Genomic DNA, 15,415 nt, shown 5'->3' with positions numbered 1-15,415 from the left:
CGGGGGGCGAACAGCGCCGGTGCACTCTCCCGGGGCGGGATACTGGGGGCATGCGGTTGACGATTTTCTGGGAGCGGATGGCCGAGCACTTCGGTGCGGGCTACGCGGACTCCTTCGCGCGGGACCACGTCATGACGGAGCTCGGCGGACGCACCGTCCACCAGGCGCTGGAGGCGGGCTGGGAGGCCAAGGACGTGTGGCGCGCGGTGTGTTCGGCGATGGGCGTGCCGGCCTCGCTGCGCTGATGCCTGCGGCCGCTTCCCCGTCCGCGCGGCGGGTGGGACAGACTGGGGCGCGTGGCAGCCACCGATGAGACGACCGTGACGACGACCGGCACCGCCGACACCACCGGGTCGGCCGGTACGGCCGAGGCGGCGACCGGCCGGACCGGGCCGGGTCCCGCCGGTCCTGCAGGGCCTCCCGGCGGCGCCACCGCCCAGGCGGCGCCCGGGGCCCGGATGCCGCGCTGGCTGCCGCGCGCCGTCGTCCTCGTCCTGGCCCTCATCGCCTGCTTCCAGCTCGGCAGCTGGGCCTTCCACCAGCTGACCGGGCTGCTCGTCAACATCCTGATCGCGTTCTTCCTCGCGCTCGCGATCGAACCCGCCGTGGCCCGGATGTCGGCCCGCGGGATGCGCCGCGGGCTCGCCACCTTCCTGGTGTTCCTCGGGGTGTTCGTCGCGGCCGTCGGCTTCGTCGTCCTGCTCGGCTCGATGCTCGCCGGGCAGATCGTGGCGATGGTGCAGGGCTTCCCGGGCTATCTCGACTCGGTGATCGGCTCGATCAACACCACCTTCCACACCAAGCTGTCCCGGCTCGCGATCCAGGACAGCCTGCTGCACTCCGACTGGCTCCAGAAATACGTACAGAACAGCGCGACCGGCGTGCTCGACGTGTCCGCCACGGTGCTCGGCGGGCTCTTCAGGCTGCTGACGGTCGGGCTCTTCTCCTTCTACTTCGCCGCCGACGGGCCGCGGCTGCGGCGCGCGCTGTGCTCCGTACTGCCCCCTGCGAAGCAGTCGGAGGTGCTGCGCGCCTGGGAGATCGCCGTCGCCAAGACGGGCGGCTACCTGTACTCACGCGGACTGATGGCCCTGGTGTCCGGCATCGCGCACTACGTCGTCTTCGCGGTGCTCGACGTGCCGTACGCGCCCGCGCTCGCGGTGTGGGTGGGGCTGGTCTCCCAGTTCATCCCCACCATCGGCACCTACCTGGCGGGCGCGCTGCCGATGCTGATCGCCTTCCCGGACTCGCCCTGGTACGCGCTGTACGTCCTCGGATTCGTGGTGGTCTACCAGCAGTTCGAGAACTACGTGCTGCAGCCGAAGCTGACCGCGAGGACGGTCGACATCCACCCGGCGGTGGCCTTCGGCTCCGTCATCGCGGGCACCGCCCTGCTGGGCGCGGTCGGGGCGCTGATCGCGATCCCGGCCGTCGCCACGCTGCAGGCCTTCCTCGGCGCGTACGTGAAGCGGTACGAGGTGACGGAAGGGGCGGCCGGGGCGGCCGGGGCCGCCGGGGATCCGGCTACTCCTTCTCCTCGGCCGTGGCGAGGAAGGCTGCCAGGGCCTCGGTGACGGTCGCCTCGACGGCGGCCTTGTCCACGCCGAGGCCGCTGAAGACGCCCTCGCCGTTCTCGAGTTCGAGGAGCGCGAGCAGGATGTGCTCGGTGCCGACGTAGCTGTGGCCGAGGCGCAGGGCCTCGCGGAAGGTGAGCTCCAGGGCCTTCTTGGCGGAGGCGTCGAAGGGGACGAGCTCGGGAACGTCCCCGGCGGCCGGGGGCAGGGCGGCGGTCGCGGCGGCGCGTACGTCGTCCGCCGAGACCTGCTGGGCGCGCAGGGCGAGCGCGGCGAGGCCCTCCGGCTCGGCGAGCAGGCCGAGGACGAGGTGCTCGGTGCGGATCTCGGTGTTGCCGGCGGCACGCGCCTCGTTCTGCGCGGTGACGACGACGTTGCGGGCGCGGGGGGTGAAGCGGCCGAAGCCCTGGTTGGGGTCGATACCGGCTTCGCCCTCCTTGTCGGCCTTGGGGACGAAGCGCTTCTGGGCGGCCTGGCGGGTGACGCCCATGCTGCGGCCGATGTCGGTCCAGGAGGCGCCGGAGCGGCGGGCCTGGTCCACGAAGTGGCCGATGAGGTGGTCCGCGACGTCACCGAGGGACTCGGCGACGACGACGGCGCCGCTGAGCTGCTCCAGGGTGTCGGTGTGGACCTTCTTGATGGCCTCGATCAGGTCGTCGAGGCGTACCGGATTGGTCATGCGAACGGGTTCCACCGAAGGGTTCGTCATGGGTGCAACCGTAGGTTGACAGTCGAGAGGGCGTCAACCCTGGGTTGTCAGTTGGGGGGCTGAGGTCAACCCGGGGCCTCGTGGGGCGGTGCGGGGGAGGGCGGGGGTGCGGGCATGGGGCGGGCCAGGGCGGCGGGGGCGCGGGAGATGCCGTGGCGGACGACCTCGATGAGCGCGGACCGGGCCCCCGCGGGGACAGGGGTACCGGCCACCGGCCAGGGGATCCGCGGCGACCATGTCCCGTCCGCGAAGACCTCGAGGCTGCGGCGTCGGCCCGCAGCGGTGGCGTGGCCGGGCACCGGCCCGGCGAACAGGGTGGCGAGCCCCGTCACCGCGCCGAGCGCGGCGAACGCGAGGAACGGCCCCAGGCCGTTGCCCTTCCCGGTGGCAGAGTCGACGGCGCAGGCCGCGACCGTTGCCGGGACCGCGAGCGCCAGCAGCACCTGCTGCGCGGCCTGGGTGCGCGTGGCCCTCTCGCGGCTCCCGGGGGCGACGGCCAGGCCCCGTGCGGCCAGGTCCGTCCCGACCGCGGCGGTGGCGGGGGAGGCGGCGACGAGCTCCCCGAGCCGGTCCACGCGCGACGCCGGAGACCCTGCTGCGCGGCGGAGGGCGTCCACCTGCACGGGGTCGGCCGGCGGGGGCTGCTCCCGTACGCCGGCCCCGACCCGGCCGTCGGCGTTCACCGGCAGCATCCCGGCCAGGTGCAGCGCGGTGAGCGCCACCTCGGCGACGCGCTGCGGGCCGCCGTCCAGGTACGCGGCCTCGTGGAGGCCGAGCGCCCCGGTGTCCGCCCGGCCTTCGGGATCGAGCCCGCGCTGCAGCGGGATGCGGGCGAGGGTCACGGTGAGCAGCGGCACGGCCGAACCCAGGAAGATGTAGACCCACACCGTCGCCCCCGACTCCGTGTCCCGTCGTGCCCTGCCCTGCCCCGCGCTGTGCTGCCTTGCCTCGCCCGGTCCCGCTCCGTTCCGCCTGAGTGTGGGGCTGCACGGTGGCCGGGGCAATGCGTCGGACCGGACCCGCCGGCCCGCGGGCCGACGGCCCCGCCGGGCGGCCCGCGCCAGGTGGGGCGTGGCGCGCTTGACAGGGAAATCGAACATCCATTCTGATGAGTTATCCACAGCCGAACCGGACGTGGGAGCGCATTGTCAGTGGCAGGCGTTAGCGTCAATGGCGTGAAGCGATCGACTCAAGCAAACCGGGTGGAACCCATGGCAGGCACCGACCGCGAGAAGGCTCTCGACGCCGCGCTCGCACAGATTGAACGGCAATTCGGCAAGGGTGCGGTCATGCGCCTCGGCGACAAGCCGAACGACCCCATCGAGGTCATCCCCACCGGGTCGACCGCGCTGGACATCGCCCTCGGCGTCGGCGGGCTGCCCCGCGGCCGCGTGATCGAGGTGTACGGCCCGGAGTCCTCCGGCAAGACGACCCTGACCCTGCATGCCGTGGCCAACGCGCAGAAGGCCGGCGGCACCGTCGCCTTCGTGGACGCCGAGCACGCGCTCGACCCCGAGTACGCGAAGGCCCTCGGCGTCGACACCGACAACCTCATCCTGTCGCAGCCGGACACCGGCGAGCAGGCGCTGGAGATCGTGGACATGCTCGTCCGCTCCGGTGCTCTCGACCTGATCGTCATCGACTCCGTGGCGGCCCTCGTGCCGCGCGCGGAGATCGAGGGCGAGATGGGCGACTCGCACGTGGGTCTCCAGGCCCGTCTGATGAGCCAGGCGCTCCGGAAGATCACCGGTGCGCTCAACCAGTCCAAGACCACCGCGATCTTCATCAACCAGCTCCGCGAGAAGATCGGTGTGATGTTCGGCTCGCCGGAGACCACCACCGGTGGCCGCGCGCTGAAGTTCTACGCCTCCGTGCGCCTCGACATCCGCCGTATCGAGACCCTCAAGGACGGCACCGACGCGGTCGGCAACCGCACCCGCGTCAAGGTCGTCAAGAACAAGGTCGCGCCGCCGTTCAAGCAGGCCGAGTTCGACATCCTCTACGGCCAGGGCATCAGCCGCGAGGGCGGCCTGATCGACATGGGCGTGGAGCACGGCTTCGTGCGCAAGGCCGGCGCCTGGTACACGTACGAGGGCGACCAGCTCGGCCAGGGCAAGGAGAACGCCCGCAACTTCCTGAAGGACAACCCCGACCTCGCCAACGAGATCGAGCGGAAGATCAAGGAGAAGCTGGGCGTGGGCGTGCGCAAGGACGCCGCCGCCGAGGCGGCCGCCGGCGCGCCTGCCGAGGCCACGGCCGTGCCCGCCCCCGCATCGAAGGCCAAGACGACGGCCAAGGCCGCCGTAGCCAAGAGCTGACCCGTGCGGGAGCAGGAAAGGGGCGGCGGGAACGGCGGCCGGGAGGGCCGTCGCGAAGGCAGCCGCGAACGCGGCCGTGAAGGCCGTGGCGAAGGCCGTGGCGAAGGCCGCCAGGAGCTGCCGCCCCAGAGTCCCGAAGAGCAGGCGCGGGCGATCTGCCTGCGCCTGCTCACCGGGATGCCGCGCACCCGGCGCCAGCTCGCGGACGCCCTCGACAAGCGGGGCATCCCCGAGGAGGTGTCGCAGGAGGTCCTCTCCCGGTTCGAGGAGGTCGGCCTGATCGACGACGCCGCCTTCGCCGGGGCCTGGGTCGAGTCCCGGCACCGCGGCCGGGGCCTCGCCCGCCGGGCGCTCGCCCAGGAGCTGCGCACCAAGGGGGTGCACGCCACCCTCGTCCAGGAGGCCCTGGAACAGCTGGACTCCGACCAGGAGGAGCAGACCGCCCGGGAGCTCGTGGAGCGCAAGCTCCGCGCCACCCGGGGCCTGGAGCGGGACAAGCGGATCCGGCGGCTCGCCGGGATGCTCGCCCGCAAGGGGTACCCGGAGGGCATGGCCCTGCGGGTGGTCCGGCGCGCGCTGGAGGAAGAGGGTGACGACGGCACGGAGGCGGACGACCTGGGGTATCCGGGGTTCTGAGCTGCGCCGCAGGACCCGGGGGTGGGGATAGCCCCCGGGTGCGGACGCCAGGGTGCTCCACTGTCAAGAAGCAGGCCCGGCGGCAGAGTTGCCCGCATGATGCTGCGTTACGCCCTCCAGACCGTCAGGGACCGCAAGGGCGGATTCCTCGGTGCCTTCGTCGCACTCCTGTGCGCGGCGGCCCTCGTCACCGCCTGCGGCACGCTCCTGGAAACCGGACTCCGCGGAAAGATCGCCACCGAGCGCTACGCGGCCGCGCCGGTCGTCGTCTCCGCGGACCAGAACGTCCACCAGACCACGGTCAAGGAGAAGAAGGGCAAGGCCAAGACGAAGCACAAGGCCAAGCCCGTCGCCGAGCGGGCGTGGCTCCCCGCCTCCACGGTGGACGCGGTCGTGTCCGTGCCGGGCGTCGAGCGGGCCGTACCGGAGCTCAGCTTCCAGGCCGTCCCGCTGGTCAAGGCCCCCGGCGGCGCGAAGCCCTCGTACGGGCACGCCTGGACATCCGCCGCGCTCACCCCCTTCACGCTCACCGAGGGCCGCGCCCCCCAGGGCGGCGGCGAGGTCGTCGTCGACCGTGAACTGGCCGCCCGTGCGGGGCTGAAGACCGGCTCCCCGCTCACCGTGCAGGCCACCGGCGAGCCGAAGACGTACACCGTCAGCGGGATCACGCAGACCGCCCGCGGCGATCTCGCACGGCAGAACGCACTGTTCTTCGGCGACGCCGAGGCGCAGCGGCTGGCCGCCCGCGACGGGCAGGTCACCGCCATCGGGGTACGGCCCGCGCCCGGGACCGACCCCGGCGAGCTGGCCGGACGCATCGAGCAGGCATTGGGGGGCACCGGCGCGCAGGTCGCCGTGGGCGACGCACGCGGGCCCGTGGAGTTCCTCGACGCGGCCGGCGCGCGCATCAAGCTGGTCTCCATGGGCGGGGCCATGGGCGGCACCTCGCTGCTCGTCGCGATCCTCGTGGTCGTCGGAACCTTCGCACTCTCCGTCCAGCAGCGCTATCGCGAACTCGCCCTGCTGCGCGCCATCGCCGCCACACCCAAGCAGCTGCGCCGCATGATCGGCCGCGAGGCCCTGGTCGTGGGCCTGGCCGCCGGTGTCGCCGGGGCGCTCGCCGGGCTCCCGCTCGCCGCCTGGCTGCACGGCCGGTTCATCGCGAGCGGGGTCGTGCCCGCCAACCTGGAGCGCACCGCCGGGATCTTCCCCATGTTCGCCGCCGTCGGCGCGAGCCTGCTCGGAGCCTGGGCCGCGGCCCGGATCACCGGGCGGCGGATCGCCCGGATCCGCCCGGCCGAGGCGCTGGCCGAAGCCGCCCTCGAGCGGGGGCGGCCCGCGTGGATCCGGATCGCGACCGGGGTGCTGCTGCTCGCCGGCGGTGTGGTGCTGATCGCCGTGCTGAGTGTGCTGCGCACCGAGCCGGCGTCGACCCCGGTGACCTTCCTGGCGGTCGTGGTCCTCGCCGGGGCGGTCTCGCTGCTCGGCCCGCTGCTCGTACGGGGCGCGACCGCGCTGCTCGCCGGGCCGCTGCGGCTGGCCGGCGCGGGCGGGCACCTGGCCACCGCGAACCTGCGCGGCAACGCCACCCGGATGGCCTCCGCCGTCACCCCGCTCGCCCTGCTGATCGGCATGACCTGCACCGTCCTGTTCATCACGCCGACGCTGGGCAACGCCGCCCGGGCGCAGACCCGTGAGGGGGTCCGGGCCGGCTGGGTGCTGGCCGCGCAGGGGCCGGGTGTCACCGGCGCTGCCGCGGAGCGGATCCGCCGGACCCCGGGGGTCACGGCGGCCACCGAGATCGTGCACACGTCCGTACGGGTGGGGCTGACGAAGTACGGCGCGCAAGGGGTGACCCCGGCCGGGCTGACCCGGACCTGGGACCCCGGTGTGACGAGCGGGAGCCTGGACGGCTTCGGCGAGAAGAGCGTGGCGGTGAGCGAACTGGCCGCCGATCAGCTGGGGCTGAAGCCGGGGAGCCCGCTGAAGCTGGCGCTGGGCGACGGGACCCCGGTCACCCTGACCGTCTCGGCCGTGTACGCGCGGGGGCTGGGCTTCGGGGACCTGACGCTGCCGCACGACCTGGTCGCGGCGCACGTGGACAACCCGCTGGCGAGTAGCGTGCTGGTGGCGGCGGAGCCGGGGACCGGGCGGGAGCAGCTGGCCGCGGCGGTACGGGAGTTCCCGGGGGTCGGGGTGCTGTCGGCGCGGGACGCGGACGCGGTACGGGCGGAGCAGCAGCAGGCCGGCGCCGAGATCAACCTGCTGGCGATGGGACTGGTGCTGGCCTTCACCGCGATTGCGGTGGTCAACACGCTGGCGATGTCCACGGCGGAGCGGCTGCGGGAGTTCGCGATGCTGCGGCTGGCGGGGGCGAAGCGGCGTCAGGTGCTGCGGATGCTGCGGACGGAGGCGCTGGCGGTGCTGCTGATCGGGGCGGTGCTGGGGTCGGGGATCTCGCTGGCCGTGCTGACCGCGTTCAGCGTGGGCATGACGGGGGCGGCTGCGCCGGCGGTGCTGCCGGTGGTGTACGTGGGGGTGCTGGGGGTGGCGGGGCTGCTGGCCCTCGTGGCCACCGCCCTGCCGGGCCGGGTTGCGCTGCGGGTCCCTCCGGTGGAGGTGGCCACCTCGAGGTAGCGGCCACCACCTGCGGGCCCGCGGCCCGCCGCCCGCTGCCCGCGGGCCCGGGGCCCCACCGCCTCGGCGGTGCCGGTCCCGGGGCCCGGGGTGGGCGTGGCCTGCGGCGCTGGTCCCCTACCCGCCCTTCTCCCGTTCACCGGGCGCTGCCCGGACCCGGTCCTCAAACGCCGGACGGGCTGAAAGATCCGGGCGCTGCCCGGACCCGGTCCTCGAACGCCGGACGGGCTGGGAGGTCCCGGGGGGTGCCCGGACTCGGTGTCAGGTAACCGGGAGGCCTGCGGCCTTCCAGGCCTGGAAGCCGCCGGTCAGGTCCGTGGCTCGGTGGAGGCCCAGGGCGTGGAGGGAGGCCGCCGCGAGGGACGAGGCGTAGCCCTCGTTGCAGATCACCACCACCCGGAGGTCGTGCGAGGTGGCCTCGGGGGCGCGGTGCGAGCCCTGGGGGTCCAGGCGCCACTCCAGCTCGTTGCGCTCGACCACCAGCGCACCCGGGATCAGGCCGTCGCGCTCGCGCAGCGCCTGGTAGCGGATGTCCACCAGGAGGGCGTCGCCCGCCCGGAACGCGGCGTGCGCCTGCGCCGGGTCGATGCGGGTGTATGCCGAACGGACCCGTTCCAGCAGGGCGTCGATGCCGATCGGGGCGCTCACTGCCAGTCCGCCGGGCGCTCGACCTGCTCCAGCGTCAGCACCTGGCCGGTGCGGCTGTAGCGGCGGATCAGGGGCAGCGGCGGGTAGTACGCGTGCACCGAGACCGCGTGCTCCGCCTCCGACTCGTTGAGCACCTCGTGGACGTGGTGCTCGCCGAAGGCCCGGCCCGTCCCCGCGCCCAGGCTGCGGCTGCGGTCCAGATCGGGGGCGAGTTCCAGGCTCCGCCAGCCCTCCGACGGCAGCCGGACCGCCAGGGAGTGCTCCCGGAGGCGGCCCCGGGCGGTGGCGAACGCGCCGCGCGACTCGGCGTGGTCGTGCCAGCCGGTGCCGGTGCCCGGCGGCCAGCCGATCACCCAGGCCTCGCTGCCGCCCGGCCCGTCGAGGCGGATCCAGGTGCGGCCCTCGGGGTCGAGGGGGAGGGAGTCGATGACCACCGGGTCGGCGGCGGTACGCAGGGCGAAGTCGAGGAGTTCCGCAGCCGTCACAGCATCGGCGCGTGCGGGGGCGTGCGGAGGTGAGAGGGGCGCAGTGGGTGCACTGGGTGCAAGGGGCGCATACATGGGGGCGTGACCGTCCTGGGGGTTCGCGAAAGTGCGCGCGGAGCGCGGAGGGATCGGCGAATCAGCAGGAAGGGCGACACACGCAGCCCGCGTAGCGGAGCAGGTCCATATGGACCCTCCGCCACAGGCGTACGTCGTTGCCGGTCATGTCGGCGAGTGAAGCATGCGGACCGGAGACCGGTCAATCGATCACGGCCGGATGAGTCGAAGACGACTCGAGCGGGGCGGGCGCCCCGAGCCGGACGGTGTCCGCCGCCTCGTACAGCTCGGCCGGCCGCACGCCCGCGAAGGTCGCCGCCAGGTGTCCGTCCGGCCTGACCAGGAGGACGGTGTGCGCCGGAGCCCCCGGGTAGCCGTCCGCGACCAGCAGTTCCGTGCGGACCGGGAGGGCGCTCACCGCCGCCGCGAGCCGGGGCATCAGCCCGGCGCCCAGCCAGTGCCGCCGGTCCCAGACCCCGGTGCCGGGGGCGACCAGGACCACCAGCAGGCGGCCCCGCCCCAGCAGGTCGCGCAGCGGCACGGTCGCCCCGTCGGGCGCGGTGACGGGAACGTTGGCCACCTGGCCGCCCGGCTCCGTGTCGGTGGGCACCTCGCGCACGGCCACCGGAGGGGCGTACGTCGGTACCGCGCCCAGCGGCCCCCGGCCCAAGTGGCCGTCGGTCAGCAGCAGCTCGCCGGAGCGGGTGGCGCCGGGCAGGTACGTCCGCAGCCCGCCGCCCCCGCGCAGTACGGGCATCGCCTGGTCGGCGGCGCGCAGCCGGGCCGCGACGGCGGTGCGGCGCTCGTCCTCGTAGCTGTCGAGCAGGGCCTCGGAGGCGCCCTGGTGCCAGGCCAGGGACAGCTTCCAGGCGAGGTTCTCGGCGTCCCGGAGCCCCTCGTCGACCCCCTGCGTGCCGAGCGCGCCCAGCAGGTGGGCGGCGTCCCCGGCGAGGAAGGCGCGGCGGTCGCGCCAGCGCCGGGCGAGCCGGTGGTGCAGCGTGTACACCCCGGTGTCGAGGAGGTCGTACGGGGGAGCAGCGCCCCCGCACCACACGGCCAGGGTGTCCCGGATCAGGGTGACGAGGGCATCGGGCGTGACCAGTTCCCCGCGGGCCGGGAGCAGCCAGTCCAGCCGCCACACCCCGTCGGGCAGCGGCCGGGCGCTGACCTCGGGTACGCCGGGCGCCGGGGCGCGGTGCAGCAGGGCCTCGCCGGGCCAGGGGAGTTCGGTGCGCAGCGCGGCCACGGCGTGCCGCTCGACGGCGGTGCGGCCGGGGAAGCGGATGCCGAGCAGCTTGCGCACGGTGGAGCGCGCTCCGTCGCAGCCGACCAGGTAACTCCCCCGCCACCACGTGGTCTCGGCGCCCCGGGTGTGCGCGGTGACCCCGCGGTCGTCCTGTTCGAGGGAGTCCAGTTTGCTGTCGGTGACCAGCTGGACCAGCGGATGTGCGGCCGCGGCGTCGCGCAGCCCGCGCGTGAGGGCGTGCTGCGGCAGGTGCAGGGGGGCCTGGCGGTCCTCGAAGGTGATGTGCCGGGCGTCGTCGGTGCGGCTGCGGCGCCGCATGGTGCGCCAGGCGGCGAAGAGCGCGCCCTCGTCGCGCAGTGTCGTACAGCCCAGCCGGTGGATCATGGCCGAGGTGTCCTCGTGCAGGACGACCGTACGGGCAGGTCGGGGCAGGTCCTTGCCGGGTCCCTCGTCGAGCACGACGCTGGGCACGCCCGAGCCGGCCAGGGCCAGGGACAGGGACAGTCCGACGGGCCCCGCGCCGACGACGATCACCGGGTCCATGATGCGGCTCCCGATGTCCGGTATGTGATCACAGAACGTATGCAACCCACTGGAGGTGCCTGCGTCAAGTGACACCCGGCCCCGCCAACGCCGTGTGGTGCGGCGGATGAGTTCCGCCGCACCACAGGTGTCACGCCAGTGTACTGACCGGGTGTCAGGCTCCTGCCGTCGGGGAGCCGTGTCGTCCGGATGCCGGGCCGGGTGTCAGGGAGCCTCGCCCACGCCGGCCGCACCGCCCGCGTCGACCTCGGCCACGTCCCCGGCGACGACCGCGCCGGTGCCCTTCTTCGACTTCCGCAGCCGGCCTTCGATCCAGGAGGCGAAGGTCGTGAGCGCGGAGTTCACCACGATGTAGATCAGTGCGATCACGACGAGGGTCGCGATGGTGTTGCTGTAGTTGGCCGAGATCTGTCGGTTCATCGACAGCAGCTCGGCCAGGCCCAGCACCGCACCGCCGATCGCGGTGTCCTTGAGGATCACCACGAGCTGGCTGACCAGGGCCGGCAGCATGGCCGTGACGGCCTGCGGGACCAGGACGTGCGTCATGATCTGGCCCTTGCGCATGCCGATCGCCTTGGCCGCGTCGGTCTGGCCCCGCGGCAGCGAGCGGATGCCGGCGACGACGATCTCGGCGATGACCGCCGAGTTGTACAGGACCAGGCCGGTGACCACCGCGTACAGCGGGCGCAGTTCGGAGCTGACGGTGCTGAACTTCACGTACAGCGCGGAGCTGAACAGCATCAGCATCAGCACCGGAATGGCGCGGAAGAACTCGACCCACGCGCCCACGGGGATCCGCACCCACCGGTGGTCGGAGAGCCTGCCCATGCCGAGGACCGCGCCCAGCGGCAGCGCGATGACCACGGCGATGAGGCCGGCCTTCAGTGTCTCGGTGAGCCCCGGCAGCAGGAAGGTCGTCCAGACCTCGCTGTCGGTGACGAACGGGCTCCACTTGTCGGCGTCGAGCTGGTTGTTGGCGGCCATGATGGCGAGGACCCACCACATGGCCAGGCCGAACACGACCAGGAAGGCCGCCGTGTAGATCCAGTTGCGCGCCCTGGCCTTGGGGCCCGGGGTGTCGTACAGCACGGAGCTCATCGCTTCACCGCCACTCGCTTGGCCACCCAGCCCAGCAGCAGGCCGGTGGGCAGGGTCAGCAGGACGAAGCCGAGAGCGAAGATCCCGAAGACGGCGAAGAGCGCCTGCGGCTCGTTCTCGATCATTTCCTTCATCAGCAGGGCCGCTTCGGCCACGCCGATGGCCGCCGCCACCGTGGTGTTCTTGGTGAGGGCGATCAGTACGTTCGTGAGCGGCGCGATGACCGCCCGGAAGGCCTGGGGGAGCACGATCATGGTGAGCACCTGGAAGAAGCTCAGGCCAAGCGCGCGGGCTGCTTCGGCCTGGCCCACGGGAACCGTGTTGATGCCCGAGCGGATCGCCTCACAGACAAAGGTGCCGGTGTAGGCGACGAAACCCAGGATCGCGAGCCGGAACCCGATCTCCTTGAACGTGCCGCCGCCGAGCGAGATGCCGAGGGTCTGGTTGAGACCCAGCGAGCAGCCGATGATGATGACGGTCAGCGGGGTGTTGCGCACGATGTTGACGTACGCGGTGCCGAAGGCCCGCATCAGCGGGACCGGGCTGACCCGCATCCCGGCCAGGACGGTGCCCCAGATCAGGGATCCGACCGCCGAGTAGAGGGTGAGCTGAACCGTCACCCAGAAGGCCCCGAGCACGTCGTACTGCCCGGAATTAAGAAAGTCGAACACGTTGCCCTGCGCTCTCCCCAGGATGGCCGGTGAGGTGCGCCGCCGCCCGTGACAGGCGGGCGGCGACGCCCCTCACCGATGAATCAGCTGCCTTCGGTGATCTGCGGGGCCGGCTCGGCCTTGTAGTCGGCCGGGCCGAGGTTCGCGTCGACCGCCTTCTGCCAGGAGCCGTCCTCGACCATCTTCTTCAGCGCGGCGTTGACCTTCGTCTGGAGGTCCTTGTCGCCCTTCTTCAGGCCGATGCCGTAGGGCTCGTCGCTCAGCTTCAGGCCGACGAGCTTGAACTTGCCCTTGTTCTTCTCCTGGGCGGCGTAGCCGGCCAGGATCGAGTTGTCCGTGGTCAGGGCGTCGAGCTTCTTGTTCTCCAGGCCGGTGAGGCACTCGGAGTAGCCGCCCTGCTCCAGCAGGTCGGCCTCGGGGGCCAGCTTGGTCTTGACGTTCTGCGCGGAGGTGGAGCCGGTGACCGAGCAGAGCTTCTTCTTGTTGAGGTCCTCGGCCTTGGTGATCGAGGTGTCGTCGGCGCGGACCAGCAGGTCCTGGTGGGCCAGGAAGTACGGGCCCGCGAAGTCGACCTTCGCCTTGCGCTTGTCGTTGATCGTGTAGGTCGCGACGACCAGCTTCACGTCGCCGTTGGCGATCAGGTTCTCGCGCTCGGCGCTGACGGCCTGCTTGAACTCGATCTGGTCGGGCTGGTAGCCGAGCTCCTTGGCGACGTAGGTCGCCACGTCGACGTCGAAGCCCGAGAACTTGCCGTCCGGGGTCTTGAGGCCCAGACCCGGCTGGTCGTACTTGATGCCGATGACGATCTTGTCCTTCTTGGCGCCACCGGACGCCCCAGCGTCACTGCTCGCCTTGTCGCTGCTGCCGCCGCAGGCGGTCGCGGTCAGAGCGAGGACTGCGGCCACGGCCGCGGCCGCACCGGCCTTGAAAACCTTCATGGTGAACTTCCCTCGGATGAGACGTTGTTGGACGACGAGCGACACGTGTGCTCTGAGCCGCCAGGGGATCACTACCAGACAAGACCGTCAGTGGTGCAGGATCTTTGAAAGGAAGTCCTTGGCGCGGTCACTGCGCGGGTTGCTGAAGAACTGCTCGGGGGCGGCCTCTTCGACGATCTTTCCGTCGGCCATGAAGACGACCCGATTGGCCGCAGACCGGGCGAAGCCCATCTCGTGCGTGACGACCACCATCGTCATGCCCTCCCGGGCGAGCTGCTGCATGACCTCCAGCACCTCGTTGATCATTTCCGGGTCGAGCGCCGAGGTCGGCTCGTCGAACAGCATCACCTTCGGGTCCATCGCCAGCGCGCGGGCGATCGCCACGCGCTGCTGCTGGCCGCCGGAGAGCTGCGCCGGGTACTTGTCGGCCTGCGAGCCGACGCCCACCCGGTCCAGCAGGGACTTCGCCTTCTCGAGCGCCGCTGCCTGGTCCGTCTTGCGGACCTTGAGCTGACCGAGCATCACGTTCTGCAGCACCGTCTTGTGCGCGAACAGGTTGAAGGACTGGAAGACCATGCCCACATCGGCACGCAGCCGGGCCAGTTCCCGTCCCTCCGAGGGCAGTTCCTTGCCGTCGACCGTGATCGTGCCCGAGTCGATCGTCTCCAGCCGGTTGATGGTCCGGCACAGCGTGGACTTGCCCGATCCCGACGGACCGATCACCACGACGACCTCACCGCGGGCAATGCTCAGATCGATGTCCTGAAGCACGTGCAGCGCGCCGAAGTGCTTGTTGACGTTGCTCAGTACGACCAGGTCGTCCGCGGCCCCGGCCGCATCCTGCACGTCCTTGGTCACTGATACTCCGCTCATCGGCAACTTGCTCCGTCCTCCTCGGTTGGGAGGACAGTAGTGACGTGTCGCGCACACCGTCATCACATCTGAGGGAGAATTGAGCATAACGAAACGGCCTCGCTCCGATACGCTCCGTGCGCACCACGGCAACCGGGCGCGTTTGCCCGTACCGGGTGCATAACGGAAGACGCGCCGGACCGGAACCCCCTTGACGTGGGCCTCTCCATCGGCGTGGATGCAGGGTGGCCCTCCGACCGCGGGCCCTGATCAGAAAAAAACAGGAAAGGGGGACGCAATGAGACTGCTGCTCGTCGAGGACGACGACCACGTCGCCGCCGCCCTGTCCGCGATCCTCGCCCGGCACGGCTTCCAGGTGACCCACGCCCGCAGCGGCGAGGAAGCCCTGCAGGCCCTGCTGCCCGCCGGAGCGCCGCCCTTCGGCGTCGTCCTCCTGGACCTCGGCCTGCCCGACCAGGACGGCTACGAGGTGTGCGGCAAGATCCGCAAGCGCACCGCGACGCCCGTCATCATGGTGACCGCGCGCGCCGACGTCCGCTCCCGCATCCACGGCCTCAACATGGGCGCCGACGACTACGTCGTCAAGCCCTACGACACCGGTGAACTCCTCGCACGCATCCACGCCGTCGCCCGGCGCACCGGCGCCTCCGAGGAGGCCGCCGCCACCGGGACGGGCGCCCTCGACGTGGTCCGGCTCGGCCCGGTCAGCATCGAGCTGCCCACCCGGCGGGTCAGCGTGGACGGCACCGACGTACCGCTCACCCGCAAGGAGTTCGACCTGCTGGCCCTGCTGGCGCAGCGCCCCGGGGTCGTCTTCCGCCGCGAGCAGATCATCAGCGAGGTGTGGCGCACCAGCTGGGAGGGGACCGGGCGGACCCTCGAGGTCCACGTTGCCTCGCTGCGCTCCAAGCTGCGCATGCCCGCCCTCATCGAGACCGTCCGCGGGGTGGGCTACCGGCTCGTCACCCCGGCCGCCTCCTAGCGG

16 protein-coding genes are annotated in these 15,415 nt (G+C 72.2%); 6 read left to right on the top strand and 10 right to left on the bottom strand.

The genetic code is table 11. From position 1 onward, the window contains the following. Positions 1 to 50 precede the first annotated feature (50 nt). On the top strand, positions 51 to 245 hold the full coding sequence (locus OHT74_RS10855; RefSeq protein WP_266663114.1) for a DUF3046 domain-containing protein: 195 nt from the start codon (positions 51 to 53) through the stop codon (positions 243 to 245). 213 nt (positions 246 to 458) lie between these two features. Further along, positions 459 to 1,574: an AI-2E family transporter gene (locus tag OHT74_RS10850; RefSeq protein WP_328623297.1), complete on the top strand. Its 1,116-nt coding sequence runs from the start codon at positions 459 to 461 to the stop codon at positions 1,572 to 1,574. On the opposite strand, the gene OHT74_RS10845 is transcribed toward OHT74_RS10850, so the two are convergent. Both OHT74_RS10845 and OHT74_RS10840 read right to left on the bottom strand, forming a co-directional pair. Then, on the bottom strand, positions 1,525 to 2,283 hold the full coding sequence (locus OHT74_RS10845; protein WP_266663112.1) for a Clp protease N-terminal domain-containing protein: 759 nt from the start codon (positions 2,281 to 2,283) through the stop codon (positions 1,525 to 1,527). The two genes, OHT74_RS10850 and OHT74_RS10845, sit on opposite strands and share 50 nt — an antisense overlap. Positions 2,284 to 2,348: 65 nt before the next feature. Then, positions 2,349 to 3,170 carry a TIGR04222 domain-containing membrane protein gene (locus OHT74_RS10840; protein ID WP_328620155.1) on the bottom strand — a complete coding sequence of 274 codons (822 nt, stop codon included), beginning with the start codon at positions 3,168 to 3,170 and terminating at the stop codon, positions 2,349 to 2,351. A gap of 324 nt (positions 3,171 to 3,494) precedes the next feature. Here OHT74_RS10840 and recA point away from each other — a divergent pair, with 324 nt between their 5' ends. From recA to OHT74_RS10825, 3 genes are all read left to right on the top strand, one after another. After that, positions 3,495 to 4,601 (top strand): recombinase RecA, encoded by a 1,107-nt coding sequence (gene recA, locus OHT74_RS10835; RefSeq protein ID WP_266997317.1) that lies wholly within the window; start codon positions 3,495 to 3,497, stop codon positions 4,599 to 4,601. A 3-nt stretch (positions 4,602 to 4,604) separates the two neighbouring features. Further along, a complete protein-coding gene (gene recX / locus OHT74_RS10830) occupies positions 4,605 to 5,237 on the top strand; it encodes a recombination regulator RecX (RefSeq protein WP_328620154.1) in 633 nt (210 codons plus the stop codon). 96 nt (positions 5,238 to 5,333) lie between these two features. Further along, on the top strand, positions 5,334 to 7,874 hold the full coding sequence (locus OHT74_RS10825; RefSeq protein ID WP_328620153.1) for an FtsX-like permease family protein: 2,541 nt from the start codon (positions 5,334 to 5,336) through the stop codon (positions 7,872 to 7,874). A 261-nt stretch (positions 7,875 to 8,135) separates the two neighbouring features. On the opposite strand, the gene OHT74_RS10820 is transcribed toward OHT74_RS10825, so the two are convergent. The 8 genes from OHT74_RS10820 to OHT74_RS10785 all read right to left on the bottom strand — a co-directional run bounded on the left by OHT74_RS10820 (position 8,136) and on the right by OHT74_RS10785 (position 14,430). Beyond that, positions 8,136 to 8,522: a rhodanese-like domain-containing protein gene (locus OHT74_RS10820; protein WP_266663102.1), complete on the bottom strand. Its 387-nt coding sequence runs from the start codon at positions 8,520 to 8,522 to the stop codon at positions 8,136 to 8,138. Next, positions 8,519 to 9,082: a cysteine dioxygenase gene (locus tag OHT74_RS10815; RefSeq protein WP_266663100.1), complete on the bottom strand. Its 564-nt coding sequence runs from the start codon at positions 9,080 to 9,082 to the stop codon at positions 8,519 to 8,521. The genes OHT74_RS10820 and OHT74_RS10815 overlap by 4 nt, the downstream gene beginning before the upstream one ends. A gap of 61 nt (positions 9,083 to 9,143) precedes the next feature. Next, entirely contained in the window at positions 9,144 to 9,230 is an 87-nt protein-coding gene (locus OHT74_RS42125; RefSeq protein ID WP_311318651.1) for a putative leader peptide, read from the bottom strand. A gap of 33 nt (positions 9,231 to 9,263) precedes the next feature. After that, positions 9,264 to 10,850, bottom strand: coding sequence for an FAD-dependent monooxygenase (locus tag OHT74_RS10805; protein WP_328620152.1), 1,587 nt, complete (start codon positions 10,848 to 10,850; stop codon positions 9,264 to 9,266). Positions 10,851 to 11,054: 204 nt separating this feature from the next. Beyond that, positions 11,055 to 11,948, bottom strand: a complete 894-nt coding sequence (locus OHT74_RS10800; RefSeq protein ID WP_266997323.1) for an amino acid ABC transporter permease — start codon at positions 11,946 to 11,948, stop codon at positions 11,055 to 11,057. Beyond that, positions 11,945 to 12,619: an amino acid ABC transporter permease gene (locus tag OHT74_RS10795; protein ID WP_328620151.1), complete on the bottom strand. Its 675-nt coding sequence runs from the start codon at positions 12,617 to 12,619 to the stop codon at positions 11,945 to 11,947. The genes OHT74_RS10800 and OHT74_RS10795 overlap by 4 nt, the downstream gene beginning before the upstream one ends. An 83-nt stretch (positions 12,620 to 12,702) precedes the next feature. After that, positions 12,703 to 13,557 carry a glutamate ABC transporter substrate-binding protein gene (locus OHT74_RS10790; RefSeq protein ID WP_328620150.1) on the bottom strand — a complete coding sequence of 285 codons (855 nt, stop codon included), beginning with the start codon at positions 13,555 to 13,557 and terminating at the stop codon, positions 12,703 to 12,705. An 87-nt stretch (positions 13,558 to 13,644) separates the two neighbouring features. Beyond that, positions 13,645 to 14,430 carry an amino acid ABC transporter ATP-binding protein gene (locus OHT74_RS10785; protein ID WP_323139548.1) on the bottom strand — a complete coding sequence of 262 codons (786 nt, stop codon included), beginning with the start codon at positions 14,428 to 14,430 and terminating at the stop codon, positions 13,645 to 13,647. 277 nt (positions 14,431 to 14,707) lie between these two features. Between OHT74_RS10785 and OHT74_RS10780 the strand changes: the two genes are divergently transcribed. Further along, complete coding sequence (locus tag OHT74_RS10780) at positions 14,708 to 15,412, top strand: response regulator transcription factor (protein ID WP_266663088.1); 705 nt, start codon at positions 14,708 to 14,710, stop codon at positions 15,410 to 15,412. Positions 15,413 to 15,415 lie beyond the last annotated feature (3 nt).

This window comes from Streptomyces sp. NBC_00354 (genome assembly GCF_036106915.1).
GTDB lineage: Bacteria > Actinomycetota > Actinomycetes > Streptomycetales > Streptomycetaceae > Streptomyces.
Note: the sequence above shows the minus strand (reverse complement) of the source record. Positions and strands in the feature narration are given on the sequence as shown.